The sequence below is a fragment of the Aeromonas rivipollensis genome (assembly GCF_010974825.1).
Lineage (GTDB): Bacteria > Pseudomonadota > Gammaproteobacteria > Enterobacterales > Aeromonadaceae > Aeromonas > Aeromonas rivipollensis.
In genome coordinates this window covers 173,053-192,719 of the sequence record NZ_JAAILA010000031.1, presented here as the reverse complement: position 1 = coordinate 192,719, position 19,667 = coordinate 173,053, and the positions used below count along the sequence as shown (strand labels likewise).

General features: G+C 61.6%; 15 protein-coding genes and 1 tRNA gene. 9 read left to right on the top strand and 7 right to left on the bottom strand.

The annotated features are described in order from the left end of the window. The first annotated feature begins 9 nt into the window (after positions 1-9). The gene (locus G4923_RS18060; protein ID WP_106886657.1) at positions 10-1,530 is read left to right on the top strand and encodes a SpoVR family protein; all 1,521 of its coding nucleotides are present in this window, start codon (positions 10-12) and stop codon (positions 1,528-1,530) included. A gap of 61 nt (positions 1,531-1,591) precedes the next feature. On the opposite strand, the gene fadR is transcribed toward G4923_RS18060, so the two are convergent. Then, positions 1,592-2,305, bottom strand: a complete 714-nt coding sequence (gene fadR, locus G4923_RS18055) for a fatty acid metabolism transcriptional regulator FadR (protein ID WP_163137880.1) — start codon at positions 2,303-2,305, stop codon at positions 1,592-1,594. A 333-nt stretch (positions 2,306-2,638) separates the two neighbouring features. Between fadR and nhaB the strand changes: the two genes are divergently transcribed. Both nhaB and dsbB read left to right on the top strand, forming a co-directional pair. Beyond that, positions 2,639-4,213: a Na(+)/H(+) antiporter NhaB gene (nhaB, locus tag G4923_RS18050; RefSeq protein WP_139744303.1), complete on the top strand. Its 1,575-nt coding sequence runs from the start codon at positions 2,639-2,641 to the stop codon at positions 4,211-4,213. 86 nt (positions 4,214-4,299) lie between these two features. After that, entirely contained in the window at positions 4,300-4,821 is a 522-nt protein-coding gene (gene dsbB / locus G4923_RS18045; RefSeq protein WP_163137879.1) for a disulfide bond formation protein DsbB, read from the top strand. Positions 4,822-5,516: 695 nt separating this feature from the next. Here the strand turns inward: dsbB and G4923_RS18030 are convergent. From G4923_RS18030 to uvrB, 3 genes are all read right to left on the bottom strand, one after another. After that, positions 5,517-6,167 (bottom strand): DedA family protein, encoded by a 651-nt coding sequence (locus G4923_RS18030; RefSeq protein WP_106886652.1) that lies wholly within the window; start codon positions 6,165-6,167, stop codon positions 5,517-5,519. Positions 6,168-6,247: 80 nt separating this feature from the next. Next, positions 6,248-6,505, bottom strand: coding sequence for a YkvA family protein (locus tag G4923_RS18025; RefSeq protein ID WP_025327135.1), 258 nt, complete (start codon positions 6,503-6,505; stop codon positions 6,248-6,250). Continuing rightward, entirely contained in the window at positions 6,502-8,514 is a 2,013-nt protein-coding gene (gene uvrB, locus G4923_RS18020; RefSeq protein WP_106886650.1) for an excinuclease ABC subunit UvrB, read from the bottom strand. Before uvrB ends, G4923_RS18025 begins: the two co-directional genes overlap by 4 nt. A 132-nt stretch (positions 8,515-8,646) precedes the next feature. Here uvrB and G4923_RS18015 point away from each other — a divergent pair. The 6 genes from G4923_RS18015 (at position 8,647) to G4923_RS17990 (ending at position 16,128) form a co-directional block, all read left to right on the top strand. Next, a tRNA-Asn gene (locus G4923_RS18015) sits at positions 8,647-8,722 on the top strand. A gap of 772 nt (positions 8,723-9,494) precedes the next feature. Beyond that, entirely contained in the window at positions 9,495-11,180 is a 1,686-nt protein-coding gene (locus G4923_RS18010; RefSeq protein WP_025327138.1) for an aspartate:alanine antiporter, read from the top strand. 208 nt (positions 11,181-11,388) lie between these two features. Further along, on the top strand, positions 11,389-12,912 hold the full coding sequence (locus G4923_RS18005) for an MltF family protein (RefSeq protein WP_163137878.1): 1,524 nt from the start codon (positions 11,389-11,391) through the stop codon (positions 12,910-12,912). Positions 12,913-13,116: 204 nt separating this feature from the next. Then, positions 13,117-14,082, top strand: coding sequence for a tripartite tricarboxylate transporter substrate binding protein (locus G4923_RS18000; protein ID WP_005327879.1), 966 nt, complete (start codon positions 13,117-13,119; stop codon positions 14,080-14,082). Between the two features lie 42 nt (positions 14,083-14,124). Continuing rightward, complete coding sequence (locus G4923_RS17995) at positions 14,125-14,586, top strand: tripartite tricarboxylate transporter TctB family protein (protein ID WP_163137877.1); 462 nt, start codon at positions 14,125-14,127, stop codon at positions 14,584-14,586. Between the two features lie 9 nt (positions 14,587-14,595). Then, positions 14,596-16,128, top strand: coding sequence for a tripartite tricarboxylate transporter permease (locus tag G4923_RS17990; RefSeq protein ID WP_163137876.1), 1,533 nt, complete (start codon positions 14,596-14,598; stop codon positions 16,126-16,128). 62 nt (positions 16,129-16,190) lie between these two features. On the opposite strand, the gene G4923_RS17985 is transcribed toward G4923_RS17990, so the two are convergent. From G4923_RS17985 to G4923_RS17975, 3 genes are read right to left on the bottom strand one after another with little or no spacing between them, the layout of a single operon-like run. Further along, positions 16,191-16,856 (bottom strand): response regulator, encoded by a 666-nt coding sequence (locus tag G4923_RS17985; protein WP_163137875.1) that lies wholly within the window; start codon positions 16,854-16,856, stop codon positions 16,191-16,193. Next, positions 16,857-18,440 (bottom strand): ATP-binding protein, encoded by a 1,584-nt coding sequence (locus tag G4923_RS17980; protein WP_163137874.1) that lies wholly within the window; start codon positions 18,438-18,440, stop codon positions 16,857-16,859. Then, a complete protein-coding gene (locus G4923_RS17975; protein ID WP_106886644.1) occupies positions 18,437-19,648 on the bottom strand; it encodes an ROK family protein in 1,212 nt (403 codons plus the stop codon). The genes G4923_RS17980 and G4923_RS17975 overlap by 4 nt, the downstream gene beginning before the upstream one ends. Positions 19,649-19,667 lie beyond the last annotated feature (19 nt).

The following is a 19,667-nucleotide window of genomic DNA, read 5'->3' as shown; positions in this document are numbered from 1 at the left end:
GGAGCACATATGGTAGAAACCGCGAGAAAAATAGCGCCGCTGGATGATGGGCCTGACTGGAACTTCGATCTGCTGGAGACCTATCACCAGGAGATAGCCCGGGTTGCCAAGTTTTATCGGCTGGATACCTATCCCAACCAGATCGAGGTCATCACCGCCGAGCAGATGATGGATGCCTACTCTAGCGTGGGCATGCCCATCGGCTACCAGCACTGGTCATTCGGCAAGCGTTTCATCCACACCGAACGCAACTACAAGCGCGGCCAGATGGGCTTGGCCTATGAGATCGTCATCAACTCGGATCCCTGCATCGCCTACCTGATGGAAGAGAACACCATGCCGATGCAGGCTCTGGTGATGGCCCACGCCTGCTATGGCCATAACTCCTTTTTCAAGAACAACTACCTGTTCAAGGCCTGGACCGATGCCTCCTCCATCATCGACTACCTGCTGTTTGCCAAGAACTACATCACCGAATGCGAGGAGAAACACGGGATTGATGCCGTGGAACGGCTGCTCGACTCCTGCCATGCCCTGATGAACTACGGGGTGGATCGCTACAAGCGGCCCCAGAAGATCTCCCTGGCTGAGGAGAAGCGGCGCCAGAAGGCACGAGAAGATTACCTGCAGACCCAGGTCAACGAGCTCTGGCGCACCCTGCCCAAGCAGCACAAGGCAGCCGGTATCGAGGACAGGCGCTATCCGCCCGAGCCTCAGGAGAACATCCTCTACTTCATCGAGAAAAACGCCCCTCTGCTGGAGCCCTGGCAGCGGGAGGTGGTGCGCATAGTGCGCAAGATCAGCCAGTACTTCTATCCGCAGAAACAGACCCAGGTGATGAACGAGGGCTGGGCAACCTTCTGGCACTACACCATCCTCAATCACCTGTATGACGAGGGGAAGATCAGCGATCGCTTCATGATAGAGGTGCTGCACAGCCACACCAACGTGGTGTACCAGCCCCCCTACAACAGCCGCTACTACTCGGGCATCAACCCCTATGCCCTCGGTTTTGCCATGTTCACCGACCTGCGCCGCATCTGCGAGCACCCCACAGAGGAGGACAGATACTGGTTCCCCGATTACGCCGGCACCAACTGGGTCGACACCCTGCACTTCGCCATGCAGAACTTCAAGGACGAGAGCTTTATCAGCCAGTTCCTCAGCCCCAAGGTGATGCGCGACATGAAGCTGTTTGCCATCGATGACGACGATCTGAAGAACTACCTCAAGGTCTCCGCCATCCACAACGAGGAGGGTTACCGGCTGGTGCGCAACACCCTGTCGGCCCAATACAACCTGAGCAATCTGGAGCCCAACATTCAGGTCTACAACGTGGCGGTGAAGGGAGATCGCTCCCTCACCCTACGTTATGTCCCCCACAACCGGATCCCCCTCGGCGAGTCGCGCCATGAGGTACTCAAGCATCTGCACCAGCTGTGGGGATTCGATGTGGTGCTGGAGCAAGATAACGGCGAGCTCACCGCCGACATCATAGGGCGTTGCCCGGATCGCAAGAGCCTGACCTGATGGGCAGGCGAGGAGCATAAAAAAACGCGCCATTCGGCGCGTTTTTTCGTTGTGACACACATCAGTTATCACACAGGTTGCTCGGCATATCCTGGCGCAGACGAGTCCACAGCTTGCCTGACTCTATGCCGTACTGACGCACCGTCATGAACACGGCCTCGTGATTCTTGGTCTCGGCCAAGCCCAGCAGCGTCTTGTAGTAGGCATCCGCCGTCTCGCGCGCCTGCTTGTCGGAGAAGTAATAACGCCCGACGCGGCTGTACAACCCTTTGAAGCCATTGAGGATCAAGGCATAGATGGGGTTGCCGGAAGCAAATGAAAGCTGATGGTGCAGGCGATAGTCGAACTCGGCGTACGCCTCCGGGGAATTATCAACCGCATCGGCCCCGCGCAAGATCTCGGCCGCTTGCTCCGGGTTGTTGCGAATGGCGCCACGGATGAAGATGGTGCAGATGTTGGTGCGCGCCGACAGCAACTGAGCCACCAGATCCGGCACCTTGTCCTGATCGAGCCGTGCCAGGGTCTCCAGGATGTTGAGACCCGAGGTCTCCCAGAAGTTGTTGACCTTGGTCGGTTTGCCATGCTGGATGGTGAGCCAGCCATCGCGGGCAAGGCGCTGCAGCACTTCGCGCAAGGTAGTGCGAGTCACGCCAATCAGCTCGGACAGTTCGCGCTCCGCCGGCAGAATGGATCCTGGAGGAAAGCGATTGTTCCAGATGGACTCGATGATGTATTCCTCGGCAAACCCGGCAGGGCTTTGCGCTTTTATGACCATGTGGTGACTCTGTTGTAGTGCGTAAAAAGGCTCACGAATAATAGCAAAGCCGGTAATGCTGGCAAGCAGAAGGTCAGTCCTCTGCTCACATTAACCCGAACTTTTTGTTAAAAATATGTATACGACGACATGGCCGGAGCCAAGCAACACCAAATGATGGTGATATCGACGCCTCGCCGCTGGGCAAGCAGTGCGGCGTTATTTATAGTTAGCGCTCCCTTGATTAAAATCATGTGCAATCAATTTGATAAAGGTGAATATCCGGATGTTCGGGTCGAGTCGGGCTCGACTGCATAGACGCAGATACCAACAACAGAACAGAGAACCATCATTATGCCAATCAGCCTAGGGCGCGCTTTTGCAAAGAATTTTTTGGGTAATGCCCCTCGGTGGTACAAAATTGCCATCGTCATATTCCTGCTGATCAATCCGATCGTCTTCCACATTGATCCCTTCCTGGCTGGCTGGTTGCTGGTGGTCGAGTTCATCTTCACCCTGGCCATGGCGCTCAAGTGCTACCCGCTGCAACCCGGCGGCCTGCTGGCCATCGAAGCCGTGCTCATCGGCATGACCTCGGCTAACCAGATCAAACATGAGCTGGTGGCCAACATCGAAGTGCTGCTGTTGCTGGTCTTCATGGTGGCCGGCATCTATTTCATGAAGCAGTTGCTGCTCTACGTCTTCACCAAGATGCTGGTCCGCATCCATTCCAAGACCCTGCTCTCCCTCGCCTTCTGCCTGGTGTCGGCCTTCTTGTCCGCCTTCCTCGACGCCCTGACGGTGATCGCCGTGGTCATCAGCGTCGCCACCGGTTTCTACGCCATCTATCACAAGGTGGCCTCCCGTGACGAGTTTGAGGGTCAGCATCAGGATGACGAGGACATTGACGAGCTGTCTCGCCAGCACCTGAACGAGTTCCGCGCCTTTTTGCGCAGCCTGATGATGCACGCCGCCATCGGCACTGCCCTGGGGGGTGTTTGCACCTTGGTCGGCGAGCCCCAGAACCTCATCATAGGCGAGCAGGCGGGCTGGCATTTCGGTGAATTTGCCATTCGCATGGCCCCGGTCACCCTTCCCGTCTTCCTCTGCGGTCTGCTCACCTGCATCCTGGTGGAGAAGTTCCGCTGGTTCGGTTATGGCACCAAGTTGCCCGAGCCCGTGCGCCACATCATGGAAGCCTACGAGCGCGACGAAGATGCCCAGCGCAGCCCGCAAGAGAAGGCCAAGCTGCTGGTCCAGGCGGCCATCGCCATCTGGCTCATCACAGGACTGGCACTGCATCTGGCGGCGGTGGGCCTGATCGGCCTGACCGTCATAGTGCTCGCGACGTCCTTCACCGGCGTCACCGAGGAGCATGCCCTCGGCAAGGCCTTCCATGAGGCGCTGCCCTTCACTGCCCTGCTCACCGTCTTCTTCAGCGTGGTCGCGGTGATCATCGATCAACAGCTGTTCAAGCCGGTGATCCAGTGGGTGCTGGCCGCCAAACCCGAGGATCAGCTCGCCCTCTTCTATCTGGCCAACGGCTTGCTCTCCATGGTGAGCGACAACGTCTTCGTCGGCACCGTCTACATCAACGAGGTGAAGACCGCCCTGCTCAATGGCGCCATCAGCCGCGAGCATTTCGATCTGCTGGCAGTGGCCATCAACACCGGGACCAACCTGCCGTCGGTGGCCACCCCCAATGGCCAGGCAGCCTTCCTGTTCATGCTGACCTCGGCGCTGGCGCCGCTGCTGCGCCTCTCCTATGGCCGCATGGTGTGGATGGCCCTGCCCTACACCCTGGTGCTGGGGCTGGTGGGTTTCTTTGCGGTGGAGCAACTGCTCGCCCCTGCCACCGAATGGTTCTACCAGGCTGGCTGGCTGACGCAGGGTGGCGCCGTGCCGACCCTGGTACCAGCGGCACACTGATGATGCTAGGGGCCATTAGGCCCCTTTCTTTTTAAGTAGGGCTCTGCTCTAATTCAGCCACTATTTTTCTCTGTGAGATCAATCAGATGATCGAGTTTCTTCGCCGTATTGCCAGCCACCGTCTGGCCTGGGGCTTGCTGGCCGCGTCCGCCCTCTGCTTCGAGCTGTGCGCCCTCTTCTTCCAGCATGTGTTGGGTCTGCACCCTTGCGTGATGTGCATCTATGAGCGGATCGCCATCCTAGGGGTGTTCGCTGCCGGCCTGCTCGGCATGGTGGCACCAGAGAAGTGGTATCTCCGCTGGAGCGCCATGCTGCTGTGGGGCTACAGCTCATTCTGGGGCCTGAAACTGGCGCTCAAGCATGTGGATTACCAGGTGAACCCCTCCCCCTTCAATGTGTGCGAAGGCTTCGTCGATTTCCCAAGCTGGGCTCCCCTCGACAAGTGGGTGCCCTGGCTCTTCTTCCCGGACGGCGATTGCAGCGAGATCAGCTGGCAGTTCCTGAGTTTCTCCATGCCGCAGTGGCTGGTGGCCATCTTCGCCGCCTACCTGCTGGTGTTTGCTGTGGTCGCCATCGGCAACCTGGTCAAGGGCCGTTGCTGCAACTGAAGCTGACGCCGCCATATATGACGCATACAAAAGGGAGTCATCGACTCCCTTTTCAATCAGCGGTGTCAGCCACCCAAGCCAATCCCGTCTCTCCAAACCCCTGTCATCTGGTTGGTGGCCAGCTTAGCCGTCTACCTGCTGGTGTTTGCTGTGGTCGCCATCGGCAACCTGGTCAAGGGCCGCTGCTGCAACTGAAGCTGACGCCGCCATATATGACGCATACAAAGAGGGAGCCATTGGCTCCCTTTTCAATCAGCGGTGTCAGCCATCCAAGTCGATCCCGTTTATCCATGCCCCTGTCATCTGGCTGGTGGCCAGCTTAGCCGCCTACCTGCTGGTATTTGCGGTGGTCGCCATCGGCAACCTGGTCAAGGGCCGTTGCTGCAACTGAAGCTGACGCCGCCATATATGACGCATACAAAAAGGGAGCCATTGGCTCCCTTTTCAATCAGCGGTGTCAGCCATCCAAGTCGGTCCTGTTTCTCCATGCCCCTGTCATCTGGCTGGTGGCCATCTTCGCCGCCAGCCGCTGTTTGTAGTGCTCACTGCCCAAGTACTGTTTACCGTTGTTGCAGCCAAACCAGCCATGCCGGGCACAGACAGTGACAAGCTTGGATAACGAAAAGGGGAGCCACTGTGGCTCCCCTTTCTTGTGATCGCAGGCTCTGCAGCACGCGGCCTTCTTTAGCACATCCTCAACTTGCCCTGGCGGTGTTCATCCTGGCCTTCACCATGCCAACGACCATGGGCAGCAGCGAGATGCCGATGATGCCGAAGATGAGCAGAGTGAAGTTGTGACGCACCACCGGCAGGTTGCCGAAGAAGTGGCCCGCGTAGACGAACGACAACACCCACAGCAAGCCGCCAATCAGGTTGAACGCCAGGAAGCGCGGGTAGGTCATGGCTCCCATGCCGGCCACGAAGGGGGCAAAGGTACGCACTATGGGCAGGAAACGGGTGATGATGATGGTCTTGCCCCCATGCTTGGCATAGAAGGCATGGGTCTTGACCAGATAGTCGCGGCGGAAGATCTTCGAATCGGGATTGCGAAACAGCTGATCCCCGAAGAAGTGGCCTATGGTGTAGTTCACCACGTTGCCGAGCACGGCGGCGATGATCAGCACCCCCGCAAGGGTGTGCACGTCCAGCACGCTTCCCACTGTGAGGGCGCCTGCGGCAAACAGCAGGGAATCGCCGGGCAGGAAGGGGGTCACCACCAGGCCGGTCTCACAGAAGATGATGAGGAACAGGATGGCATAAACCCAGATGCCATAGTGCTCGAACAGCTCTTTCAGGTGCACGTCAACGTGCAGAATAAAGTCGATTGCAAACAGGATCAGATCCATTTTCTCATACCCATGAAGTGAACGGCGTGGAGTCTACGCCAATGCCTTGCGCCCGACAATCTGCGGCATCGCCTCTCCCCTCATTCCAGGGTATCCAGCCCCTTCCTGACCGTTGCGGGCAGGCAGGACTCCCACCCCCAGAGCAGCAACAGCAGCAGGCTGACGTCGTCGAGCCAGCCAACGAAGGGCACCAGATCCGGGATGAGATCCACCGGACTGATGCCATAGACGAGGATGAGGATCACCAGCCCCTTGGCCCACCAGGGGGTGTCCGGGTGGCGAAAACCGGCATAGAGGCGGCGCAAGCGCCGCCAGATCAGCCAGCGCTTGCCACTCATGATTCGATCAACTCGCCGCGCAGCCGCTGGATCTGATCCCGCATGGCGGCGGCCTGCTCGAACTCCAGATCCCGGGCATGCTGGAACATCTGCTCCTCCATCCGCTTGATCTCTTTGGCGATCTCGCTGGCGGAGCGGGCATGGTACTCCCCTTGCGGCTCGGCCGCCTTGCGACCGCCCCTACCCGGTTTGCCGGCAGTCCGGCTCCCCCCCATGTCCATCACATCCCCCACCGACTTGTTGAGGCCTGTTGGCGTGATGCCGTGCTCCAGGTTGTGGGCGTGCTGCAAGGCACGGCGCCGTTCGGTCTCTTCTATGGCCACCTTCATGGAGTTGGTGATGGTGTCGCCGTAGAGAATGACCTTGCCGTTGAGGTTGCGGGCGGCGCGGCCTATGGTCTGGATGAGGGAGCGGGTGGAGCGCAGGAAGCCCTCCTTGTCCGCATCCAGGATGGCCACCAGGGACACCTCCGGCATGTCGAGCCCTTCCCGCAGCAGGTTGATGCCCACCAGCACGTCGAACTTGCCGAGGCGCAGATCGCGAATGATCTCCACCCGCTCCACTGTGTCTATGTCCGAATGCAGGTAACGCACCCGCACGTCGTGATCCGCCAGATATTCGGTCAAATCCTCCGCCATCCGCTTGGTGAGGGTGGTGACCAGCACCCGCTCCTCCACCGCCACCCGCAACCGGATCTCGGATAGCAAGTCGTCCACCTGGGTGGTGACGGGGCGTACCTCGATGACAGGATCGAGCAAGCCGGTGGGGCGCACCACCTGCTGCACAACATCGCCGCCGGATTTTTCCAGCTCGTAGGGGCCAGGGGTCGCCGAGACGAACACAGTCTGGGGCATCAGGGCCTCGAACTCGTCAAACTTCAGCGGCCTGTTGTCGAGCGCCGAGGGAAGCCGGAAGCCGTACTCCACCAGGGTCTCTTTGCGGGATCTGTCCCCTTTGAACATGGCGCCTATCTGCGGCACTGTGACGTGGGACTCGTCGATGATGAGCAAACCATCCCCCGGCAGGTAGTCAAACAGGGTGGGCGGCGGCTCGCCGGGGGCACGCCCTGACAGATAGCGGCTGTAGTTCTCGATGCCGGAGCAGTACCCCAACTCCTGCATCATCTCGATGTCGAACTGGGTACGCTGGCTGATGCGCTGCTCTTCCACCAGCTTGTTCAGGGACAACAGCTGCTCGCGGCGTCCCTTGAGCTCTTCCTTGATGTGATCGATGGCGCCCAGTATGGTCTCTCTCGGCGTGGCGTAGTGGGTCTTGGGGTAGATGGTGTAGCGCACCACAGTCTGCTCTATGGCACCGGTCAGGGGATCGAACTGGGAGAGGCGCTCCACCTCCTCGTCAAACAGCTCCACCCGCAGGGCCAGCTTGTCCGATTCGGCAGGATAGATGTCGATCACCTCCCCCCGCACCCGGAAGGTGCCGCGGCTAAACGCCACGTCGTTGCGGGTGTATTGCAGCTCGGCGAGGCGGCGCAGTATGTCCCGCTGGTTGATCACATCCCCCACCTTGAGATGCAGCATCATGCTGAGGTAGGCCTGGGGGTCCCCCAGACCATAGATGGCCGATACCGAGGCGACGATCACCACGTCGCGCCGCTCCAGCAGCGCCTTGGTGGCCGACAATCGCATCTGCTCGATGTGATCGTTGATGGAGGCATCCTTCTCTATAAAGGTGTCCGTGGTCGGCACATAGGCTTCCGGCTGGTAATAGTCGTAATAAGAGACGAAGTACTCCACCGAGTTCTCGGGGAAGAACTCCTTCATCTCCCCATAGAGCTGGGCAGCCAGGGTCTTGTTGGGAGCCAGTATCATGGTCGGGCGGTTCAGGGTGGCGATGACGTTGGCCATGGTGAAGGTCTTGCCCGATCCAGTCACCCCGAGCAGAGTCTGATGAGCGAGGCCGGACTCTATGCCATCGAGCAGGCGGGCGATGGCCGCAGGCTGATCCCCCGCGGGTTGAAACTGGCTGGCCAGCTTGAAAGGCTTATTCATGACGACTCCCGACAAAAAACGGCAAGAGAGCAGTGTACCCCGAGTTGACGGGCCTGGGTATCCGCTCTCGGCCCCTGACGGCTATTGACCCCGAAATGCGACCTCTGTATGATGCTCCTCCTTGCCTGATGTTCCCCCGTAGTTCAGTCGGTAGAACGGCGGACTGTTAATCCGTATGTCACTGGTTCAAGTCCAGTCGGGGGAGCCAATTCCTCACCATCTCGGTGCAAGTTATCCACTTTAGTGCTTTCCTCTGCCAATTTTAATGCACAAGCCGTCCCTCGCGGCGCACTCCCCATTTGATCCCCGGTTCCTGGCCAGCAGCGTTTTGTTCTGCTGCGTATAACTATTTGATTTTTATAGAAACATTTTTTTACCGGTATTTTTTGAACAGCGCTTGCACCCCAGTATTGGCGCGGCTTGCAGGCTGATCACCAAGTTTCATGAACAGGGTTATCCACAGTTTCTGTGGGTAAGTGTGCCAAACCCAATGCAGGCCTAGGTTGGCAGCGATTGTCTCCGCTTTGGCGAGGCGACACACCTAGCCCCCCATTTTCTCCTGTTTTTGCCCTCCCCCCTAAATGGGTCGGACGGGGGCGAGACATCCTCTTTCTCCCGCTTTTTTTTCGCCATGCCCCGTGCCATGGGTCAGCCTCCCCCCAACGGCAAAAAGGGTTCCTTTGCATCCCTCTATCAACACCAGTCAAAAATGCTGAAAACCATGCTCAATCGCCCCCTGCGCAGCAGGTAATAAATTGTCCACAGGGCTGTCACGCCTTCCCCCGCCGACAGCAGAAATCACTCATTGACAGCGAGAACGGCAGCGGAAAATAGAGGTATTTTCCCCAAGTCGCCCGCGCATCCCTCCCCTCCCCGGGGAGACCAGCACTTAACTGGCTGTTAATCCGCTTTCGCGCTTCTTTCTTGATGAGGGATACGGCACAATATCGGCCCCACTTTTTTCCTCGGTTTTTCCGGGCATGACCATAGATTTCGTGACACTGCTACATCAAAGCGACTCCCTGCTGCTGTTCGTGGTGCTGGCCTTCGGCCTGTTGCTGGGCAAGGTGCGCATCGGCAACTTCCAGATTGGCAACACCATAGGGGTGCTGTTCACCGCCCTGCTGTTTGGCCAGATGGGGTTCCAGTTCTCCACCTCGACCGAGAACGTCGGCTTCATGCTGTTCATTTTCTGTGTGGGGATCGAGGCTGGCCCTCACTTCTTCAGCGTCTTCCTGCGCGACGGCATCCACTACATCACCCTGACCCTGGTGATCCTGCTGACCGCCTTGCTGCTGACGGTGGGACTGGCCAAGTTCTTCAACCTGGGGCCCGGCATGGCGGCGGGGATACTGGCGGGGTCGCTCACCTCGACCCCGGCGCTGGTAGGGGCCCAGGATGCCCTGCGCAGCGGCCTGCTCAACCTGCCCCACGGCACCGACATGCAACCCGTGCTCGACAACATGGGGATAGGCTACGCCCTGACCTACCTGGTGGGCCTGGTGGGGCTGATGCTGGTGGTGCGCTACCTCCCCTCCCTGGCTCGCCTCGACCTCAATACCGAGGCGCAAAAGATAGCCCGCGAGCGGGGACTCTCCGACAGCGAGAGTCGCAAGACCTATCTGCCCATCATCCGCGCCTACAGGGTCGGCCCCGAGCTGGCCGCCTGGATAGGTGGCCGCACCCTGCGCGAAACCGGCATCTACCCCCACACCGGCTGCTATGTGGAGCGGATCCGTCGCAACGGTATTCTGGCCAGCCCCGATGGCGATGCCGTCATTCAGGAAGGGGACGAGATCGCCCTGGTGGGCTATCCCGAGAGCCACGAGAAGCTGGACGTCAACTACCGCAACGGCAAGGAGGTGTTTGATCGCAACCTGCTGGACCTGCAGATAGTCACCGAAGAGATAGTGGTGAAGAACGATTCAGTGGTGGGCCGCCATCTGGTGGAGCTCAACCTCACCGAGAAGGGCTGCTTCCTCAACCGGGTGGTGCGCTCCCAGATCGAGATGCCGTTCGATCGCAACATCATGCTGCAAAAGGGCGACGTGCTGCAGATTAGCGGCGAGAAGCAGCGGGTAAAACTGCTGGCCAACAAGATAGGCTTCATCAGCATCCACAGCCAGACCACGGATCTGGTGGCCTTCACCACCTTCTTCGTGCTGGGCCTGCTCATCGGCTCCGTCTCCCTGGTGTTCGGCCAGATAGAGTTCGGTCTCGGCAACGCCGTCGGCCTGCTGCTGGCGGGCATCCTGATGGGTTACCTGAGGGCCAACCACCCCACCGTCGGCTATGTGCCGCCGGGGGCGCTGCGCCTGGCCAAGGATCTCGGCCTCGCGGTCTTTATGGTGAGCACTGGCCTGAAGGCCGGTGGCGGCATCCTGGATCACCTCAGCGAGGTGGGGGTGGTGGTGCTCTTCTCCGGCATGCTGGTGACCACCTTGCCGGTGCTGGTGGGCTACCTGTTCGGGGTCTGGGTACTGAAAATGAACCCGGCCCTGCTGCTCGGGGCCATCACCGGGGCCCGTACCTGCGCCCCGGCCATGGATGTGGTCAACGAGGCCGCCAACAGCTCGATTCCGGCGCTCGGCTACGCCGGCACCTATGCGGTGGCCAACGTGATGCTGACCCTGGCGGGCTCCTTCATCATCGGCTTCTGGTTCTAGCCCGGGTCGCCTTGACAGGATGTAAACCGCAAAGAGGGAGCCCATGGGCTCCCTCTTTTGTTGGCGGGGCTGAGGGCTTTCAATGGCCAATGGGGGCTCGGCGCTGGATAGCAAGAATCGTGCTATCAGATGGCGTCTATGAAACTCAAAGAGCTAAAGCCCCCCCTGCGCGGCACTTACACTCAGTAAAACGAGTGAGGTGATCTTTATGAAACGCTTATGGATTTTCCTTTTTTGGGTACTGGGCTCCCTGCCACTGGCCTGGAGTGCCGAAGCGGACAAGGCGGCAACCGAAGCAGAGGAGCGCAGCGCCCTCAGCTTCGCCAGCGAGGAGCTCGCCAAGCCCATGTTGGGGGATCTCGACGCCATGATGGAGCGGCGCACCATCAGGGTGCTGACCACCTACAACAAGACCGGCTACTTCATCCACAAAGGGGTGCAACGGGGGGTCACCTACGACGCCTTCATGCAGGTTGAAAAACGGCTCAACGAGCAACTGCGCAAGGACAAGGCCATCAAGCGCCACCTCAAGCTGAACTTCGTCTTCATTCCGGTCGCCAGGGAAAACCTGCTGAAGGCCCTCATTGACGGCAAGGGGGACATCGCAGCCGCCAACCTCACCATCACGGACAAGCGCAAGCAGCAAGGCGTGGAGTTCAGCGCCCCCCTCATCGAGAACGTGCGCGAGCTGCTCATCTCGGGGCCGGACTCCCCCAAGGTGGAGAGCGCCGCCGATCTGGGAGGCAAGAGCATCTATGTCAGGCCCTCCTCCAGCTACTTCGAGAGCCTCATGGCCTACAACCAGGCGCGCAAGGAGGCGGGGGAGCCCCTCATCGACATCCAGCCCGCCTCCGAGGTGCTGGAGGATGAAGATCTGGTGGAGATGGTCAATGCGGGCCTGCTCCCCTTCATCGTCATGGATGAGCACAAGGCCCGCTTCTGGCAGAAGATCTTCCCGGCTATCCAGATCCACGAAGAGCCGGTGTTCCGCGACGGCGGCATCATCGCCTGGGCGGTACGCAATGAGAGCCCCCAACTGCTCACCATGCTCAACGAACAGATCAAGGCGCTGCGGGGCAAGGCCACCGGCGAGGCCATCCTGGCCCGCTACCTCAAGCAGAACAAATTCATCAAGAGCGCGGCCGCCGAGGCAGAGCGCAAGAAATTCCTGCAGGTGGTGGAGCTGTTTCGTGAATACGGCGGCAAATACGACGTGGACTGGCTGTTGATCGCGGCTCAGGGCTATCAGGAGTCGGCCCTCAACCAGAAGGCGCGCAGCCACGTCGGCGCCATCGGCATCATGCAGATCATGCCCGCCACAGGGAAGGGGCTCAAGGTGGGGGACATCCGCCAGCTCGAGCCCAACATCCACGGCGGCGTCAAATACATGCGCTGGATGATAGATCACTACTACGCCGACGAGCCCATGACGGCCCTCGACAAGGCGCTGTTCTCGTTTGCCTCCTACAACGCCGGTCCCGCCCGGGTGGCGCGGCTGCGGGCCGAGGCCAAGAAGCGGGGGCTGGATCCCAATGTGTGGTTCCACAACGTCGAGTACGTGGCGGCGGAGAAAATTGGCCCGGAGACAGTGACCTATGTGGGCAACATCTACAAGTACTACATCGCCTACAAGCTGGTGATGGAGCAGTTGCAGCTCAAGGAGCAGGCCACAGAGACTCTCAAACAGCAGGAGAAGATGGTCGAGAAAGTCTCGGCGGCAGAGAAATCATAGGCAGCTCAAACCAAGACCAGCCGCAGGCGGGGCTCCCTCTTCAGCAGAGGCGAGCCCCGCCTCTTTTTAGGCGAAAAGACCCCTTCTCCCCATGACCAGAATGAACAGAATGGGCACAACAGCCTTAATAGCCATTACGGCCAGATTGTTTTCCAATCAGACACGATTAATTAACCTCCTCGCAACAATCACAAGGAGAACACCATGTTGCAAGGAACCTTCAAGCGCACCCTGCTCTGCTGCCTGCTGGGCGCCAGCCTCGGCGTCCAGGCCAAGATAGACGAAGTCCACTTCCTGATCCCGGGCGGCGCCGGCGGCGGCTGGGACAACACGGCCCGTGGCACCGGCGAGGCCCTCACCAAGTCCGGCCTCATCACCACAGCCTCCTACCAGAACATCTCGGCCGGCGGCGGCGCCAAGGCGATCGCCCACCTTATCGAGACCTCGGCCCAGTCCGACAAGACGCTGCTGGTCAACTCCACCCCCATCATCGTCAAGTCCCTCTCCAAGGAGCTGCCGCAATCCTTCCGGGATCTCACCCCGGTCGCCGCCATCATCGCCGACTATCAGGCGCTGGCGGTGCCCCTGGACTCCCCCTATCAGAACTGGGCCCAGTTGCTGGCCGCCTATGAAGCCAATCCCGCCAAGGTGAAGATTGCCGGCGGCTCAGCCCGCGGCAGCCTGGATCACCTGGTGGCGGCCATGACCTTCAAGAATGCGGGAGCCGATGCCGGCAAGCTGCGCTACGTGGCCTATGACGCCGGAGGCAGTGCCATGGCGGCTGTGCTGGCGGGGGAAACCCAGGTGCTCTCCACCGGCTTTGGCGAGGCGATGGAGGCGGTCAAGTCCGGCCAGATGCGGATCCTCGGCGTCACCGCCCCGGAGCGGATGCCGGACGCCAGCCAGGTGCCCACCTTCTCCGAGCAGGGCAACCCCACCGTCTTTGCCAACTGGCGTGGCTACTTCGCCTCCCCCGACGTCAGTCCCGAGCAGTCCGCCGAGTTCGCCGCCCTGCTCAAGCAGATGTACGACAAGCCGGAGTGGGAAGTGGTGCGCGCGCGCAACAGCTGGATCAACCAGTATCAGGCCGGTCCCGAGTTCACTGCCTTCCTCAACAGTCAGGAGCAGCAAATTGGCGGCCTGATGCGCGAGCTCGGCTTCATCAAGTAACCCTCAGCCCGTGGCGGGCCAGGCCCGCCCATCGGAGTCATCATGCGACTGACCAAGGAAAGGTTCGGGGGGCTGCTGTTTTTGCTGCTCTCCCTCGCCTACGGCTATCACGCCACCCAGATCCCCGGTTACCCGGGGGACGAATATGAACCCTTTACCGCCAGCACCCTGCCCTATGCCCTGGCGGGTGTCGGGGTCCTGCTCTCCCTGATCCTGATCTGCTCGCCGGGAGGAGAGCGACTGGGCAAGGAGTCCGGCAACTGGCGACTGGTGTTCGCCCTGCTGGGGCTGATGCTGGTCTATGGCCTGGCCCTCGGCTGGCTCGGCTTCCTTATCGCCACCATCTTGTTCCTCATCGCCGGCATACTGCTGATGGGCGAGCGTAGCCTCGCCTTCGCCTGCAAGGTGAGCATACCTTTCACCCTCATCTTCTGGGCCCTGCTGACCAAGGGGCTCAATGTCTATCTCGAGCCGGGTCGGCTGTTCACCCAGCTGCTGGGATAAGGAGAACCCATGTTAGACGGAATCCTGCAAGGGCTCGGCACCGCCATGATGCCCATCAACCTCTTCATGGTGGTGGTCGGTTGCTTCGTCGGCACCTTCATCGGCATGCTGCCGGGGCTGGGCCCGGTCACCGCCATCGCCCTGATGATCCCCATCACCTACGGGCTGGATCCGGCCTCCGGCATCATCTTGATGGCCGGGGTCTATTACGGCTCCATGTTCGGCGGCTCCACCGCCTCCATCCTGATCAACACCCCGGGCTGCTCCGCCAGCATGATCACCGCCATCGACGGCTATCCGCTGGCCTGCAAGGGGCAGGCGGGCAAGGCGCTGGCCATCGCCGCCTACGCCTCCTTCGTCGGCGGCACCCTGTCGGCCATCTTCCTGATGGTGGCGGCCCCCCTGCTCGCCAAGGTCTCCCTCTCCTTCCAGTCGGCGGACTACTTCGCCCTCATGGTGCTCGGGCTCTCCGCGGTGGCGGCCTTCGCCGGCAAGGGCCAGGTGCTCAAGGCGCTGATCATGGCGCTGTTTGGCATCATGATCTCCACCGTCGGCATCGACCGCAGCGTCGGGGTGGACAGATTCACCTTCGGCCTGCCGGACTTGCGCGATGGCTTCTCCTTCCTGCTGCTGGCCATGGCCACCTTCGCCCTGGCGGAGATCCTGATGACGGTGCTGCGCCCGGGCAAGGACACCAGCCAGGAGGAGGCGAGCAAGATGCAGCAACTCGGCTCCCTCAAGCTGAGCCGGGACGAGGTGAAGGAGATAGCGCCCCCCATAGCCCGCTCCTCTGTGCTGGGGTTCCTCATCGGCGTGCTGCCGGGAGCCGGTGCCACCATCGCCTCCTTCATGGCCTATGGGGCCGAGCGCAACTTCGCCCGCAAGGGCAAACGGGACGAGTTTGGCAAGGGCAGCCTGACCGGCATAGCCGCGCCGGAAGCGGCCAACAACGCCGCCTCCAGCGGGGCCTTCGTGCCGCTGCTGACCCTGGGGATCCCGGGCTCCGGCACCACGGCCCTGATGCTGGGGGCCCTCATCGCCTACGGCATCCAGCCTGGCCCGCGCCTCTTCATGGAGCACCCGGATGTGTTCTGGTCGGTGATCATCTCCATGTATCTGGGCAACGTGGTGCTGCTGATCCTCAACCTGCCGCTCATTCCCTATCTGGCCAAGATACTGCAAGTGCCGCGCCCCGTGCTCATCCCCATGGTGCTGCTGTTCTCGCTGATCGGGGTCTATCTGGTCTCCTTCAACACCATGGACATCTATGTGATGGTGCTGGTGGCCCTGGTGGCCATAGGGCTGCGCCTGCTGGACTTCCCCATGGCCCCCATGCTGCTCGGCTTCATCCTGGGGGGCATGCTGGAGGACAACCTGCGCCGGGCCCTGGTGATCAACGACGGCTCCCTGAGCTTCCTGTGGGAGCGCCCCATCACCCTGGGCTTCACCCTGATCACCCTGGTGATGCTGTTGCTGCCGCTCTGGCAGTGGTGGCAGGCTCGTCGCACGCCGGTAGCGACCCTGCAATCCGACCCGACCTGATCCCAGCCATCACAAGAAGAGCGCCAACAGGCGCTCTTTTTTTTGGGGTTAGAACCCGCCACTCAACGCTGGCGGTAGCGCCGCTCCGGCCGCCCGACGGTGCCGTATTCGAGCTCGGGGCTCGCGAGTTGCTGACCCACCAGAAACTCCAGGTAGCGGCGCGCCGTGGTGCGGCTCACCCCGACCCGATTGCCTATCTCCTCGGCGCTGGCCCCCTGCGGGTTCAGGGCCGCCAGTACCCGTTGCAGGGTGAGGGCGTCAATCCCCTTGGGCAGGCCGCCCGCCGCCACCTGTTGCAGCGGGGTGCCAAAGAGCGCATCCACCGCCTGCTGATCGATGTCCGCCAGGGCCGCCAGCGCGGCGCGGCTCTCGGCATAGTTGCCCAGGGTATCGCGCAGTCGCTCGAACACCACGGGTTTCAAGATGAAATCCACCACCCCGAGGCGCATCGCCTCCTGCAGTGCCGCGGCCTCACGGGCGGCGGTGAGCAGGATGACATCGAGGTGGGCCCCGCTCTGGCGTAGCTCCCGCAACAGGGAGAAGCCCTCCCCGTCCGGCAGCCACACATCCAGCAGCACCAGATCGGGCTTGAGTATGGCTATCTGCTCTCTGGCATCGAACAGGGTGAGCGCCACCCCCAGCACCTCGAACCCCGCCAGCCGCTGCACGAAGCGACGGTGGATCTCGGCAATGGCCGGATCATCCTCGACGATCAGGATCTTGATCACTCACACCTCCTTGGGAATGTAACAAACGACGCAACTTCCCTGCGCCGTGGCTTCTATGGTGATGGTCCCCTGCAGGGCATCCAGGGTCTTGCGCACCAGGGCCAGCCCTATGCCGTGGCCGGGCTCCGCCTTGCTGCTGACCCCGCGCTCGAACAGGCTGTCCGCCAACCGGGGATCGACGCCGCCGGCCCCGTCCTCCACCTCCAGGATGAGATCCTGGCCGAGATCGCTCAATGAGACCCGGATCGGCTGGTAGGGGGCGCCGTGGCGGCGGGTCGCCTCGAAGGCGTTGTCGATGAGGTTGCCAAGCAGGGTCACCAACTGGGAGCCGCTGACCCGGGCGGGAATGTCGTGCAGGCGGGAATCCGGGTCCACTTCCAGCACCAGTCCCAGCTCATGGGCCCTGTGGTACTTGCCAAGCAGCAGGCCCGCCACCTTGGGCTTGGCGATGGCCCCCATCAAAAAGCTCAGCAAGGTCTGCTCGGTGGCCGCCTCCCGGCCGATGAAGGCGAGCGCCTCCCGGGTGGCGCCCAGCTCGATGAGACCGGCTATGGTGCCGAGCTGGTTGTTGTGTTCGTGGGTCTGCACCCGCAGCAGATCGCTGTAGGCCTGCACCTGGGAGAGCTGGGCACTGAGCTCGGCCAGCTCGTCCTTGCGTCGAAAACTCGAGACGGCGCCGATCAGCCTGCCCTCCTGCACCAGGGGCAGCCGGTTGACGATGAGGGACTGACCGTTGAGCACTATCTCCTCGTCATACTGGGGCCGGGGATCCTGAATGAGAGAGAGCATGCGGCTGCCGGGCAGCAAGCGGGTGACGGGCTGGCCTATGGCGGCCTGCGCGGCCCGCTCATCGAGGCGCAGCAGCCGGATGCCGTTGGGGTTGAGGGAGGTGAGCCTGCCTTGCTCATCTATGGTGAGTATCCCCTCGCGCACTGTGCGCAGGGTGCAGTCGAGCTCCGCATAGAGACGCCCTATCTGCTCGGGCTCAAACCCCAGCAGGGCCCGCTTGTAGCGTTTGGCCAGCCAGGCTGCGGCGGCGCTGTTGAGCAGCACTATGAGCAGGGTCATGGCGAGGCCAAAGCGCAGGAAGCCCTGCAGGTCCGCCTCTATGTCCCGCACCAGATAACCGACCGAGACCACGCCTATGACCCTGCCCATCTCATCCCGGATGGGCCCCTTGCCGCGCACCGAGACCCCGAGGGAGCCTTGCGCGCGGGAGATGTAGAACTCCCCCTGCAGGGCGCGGGCAGGATCGTCCCCCATCATGGGTTTGCCTATCCGGTCCGCATTAGGGTGCACCAGGCGGCGCGCCTCCTCATCGCCGATGACGATGTAGCTGGCGCCGACCTCGGCCCGCATCCGCTCCACCAGCACGTTGAGCCGCGCGCTATCGACCCGCTTCACCCCGGCGATGACGCCGGGCTCACGGGCCACCAGCCGCGCCACGTCCAGGGCCTGATCCCCCACCTCCCGGTAGCGCTGCTCGGCGACGTAGTAGTAGCTGGCCCCGCTCAGCAACACCAGTTGCAGCAGGCTGACCAGGCAGAGCATGAGCAGGATGCGTCCTTGCAACCCGAGCCTCATGCCTCCCTGTCACCTCGCAACAGGTCGAGCAGCAGGCTGCCATCCCGCAGGGCCTTGTGCACCTGCACCGAGGTGGGCTTGGTGGGATCTTCGTAAAAATGGGTGGACTCGATCTGCAGGCGCACCAGGTATTCCGCCGGCAGCTGGCTCGCCAGGGACTGGTGCAGCATGGGGAACAGCAGCCGATCGGCCCGGGTGATCTCCCCCCCCAGCAGCAGCTTGCCCGGGTTGAGCAGGCAGATGAGGTTGGCAAGCACCCGGGAGAGCCGGCCCGCCGCCTGATGCAGTATGTCCTGGCACAGGCTGTTGCCCGCCAGCGCCAGCTCGCACAGCTCGCGGATGTTGACGCTCGCCGGCAGATCATGCTCCTGCATCCGCTCGCGCAGGTCCCGGTACTGGGCCTCCAGGGCCTGGTTGGTGACCAGGGTGCAGGCGCAGCCGAAGCCGCCGCAGTAGCAGCGCTGGCCATAGGGTTCGAGCTGCAGGTGGCTGAGATCCCCGAGCAGGGCCGACTCGCTCTCGATGAGCTGGCCGTTGACCACCATGCCCACCCCTATGTCGTTGTGGACGAACACCAGCACCGCATCGGCGCAGTTCCTGGCGGCGCCCCACTCCCGCTCGGCCTGGATCCAGGTGCGCACGTCGCCGCTCACCAGCACGGGCACCTCGAAGGCCTCTTGCAGGGTCGGACCAAGGGGCCAGTTGCGCAGATCGTAGAAGGGGAAGTGCTTGACCATGCCGGAGTGGCGCTCCACCTGCCCGGGCAGGCAGAGGGCGATGCAGGCCAGCCGCAGGGCCTTCTTCGGCAAGAAGCCCTCGATGGCCCGCACCAGGCTGGCCAGCAGGTCTTCGCGTTCCGACTCGCTGAAGAGGTGGCGATGGCGCGCCAGGGAGTGACCGGCGAGATCGAACAGGGCCATGTCCACGTAGCCGCGGCCAAGACGCATGGAGAGAAACTGGAAGCGGCGCTCGTTGATGCGCAGCAGGGTCTGACGACGGCCGCGGCCCACCGAGCTCTCGCCACAGGTGACCACCAGACCGCCATCGAGCAGTTCGCGGGTGATCTTGGTGATGCTGGCCGGTGAGAGGCCGGTCAAACGGGACAGATCGGTACGGGACAGTTCCTTGTGCTCTTCCAGGCTGGCGTAGACCAGGCCGTAGTTGAGCTGACGGATCAAATCGATACTGCCTTTCACGATCTCATTCATAGGGTAGGGGCTAACGAAA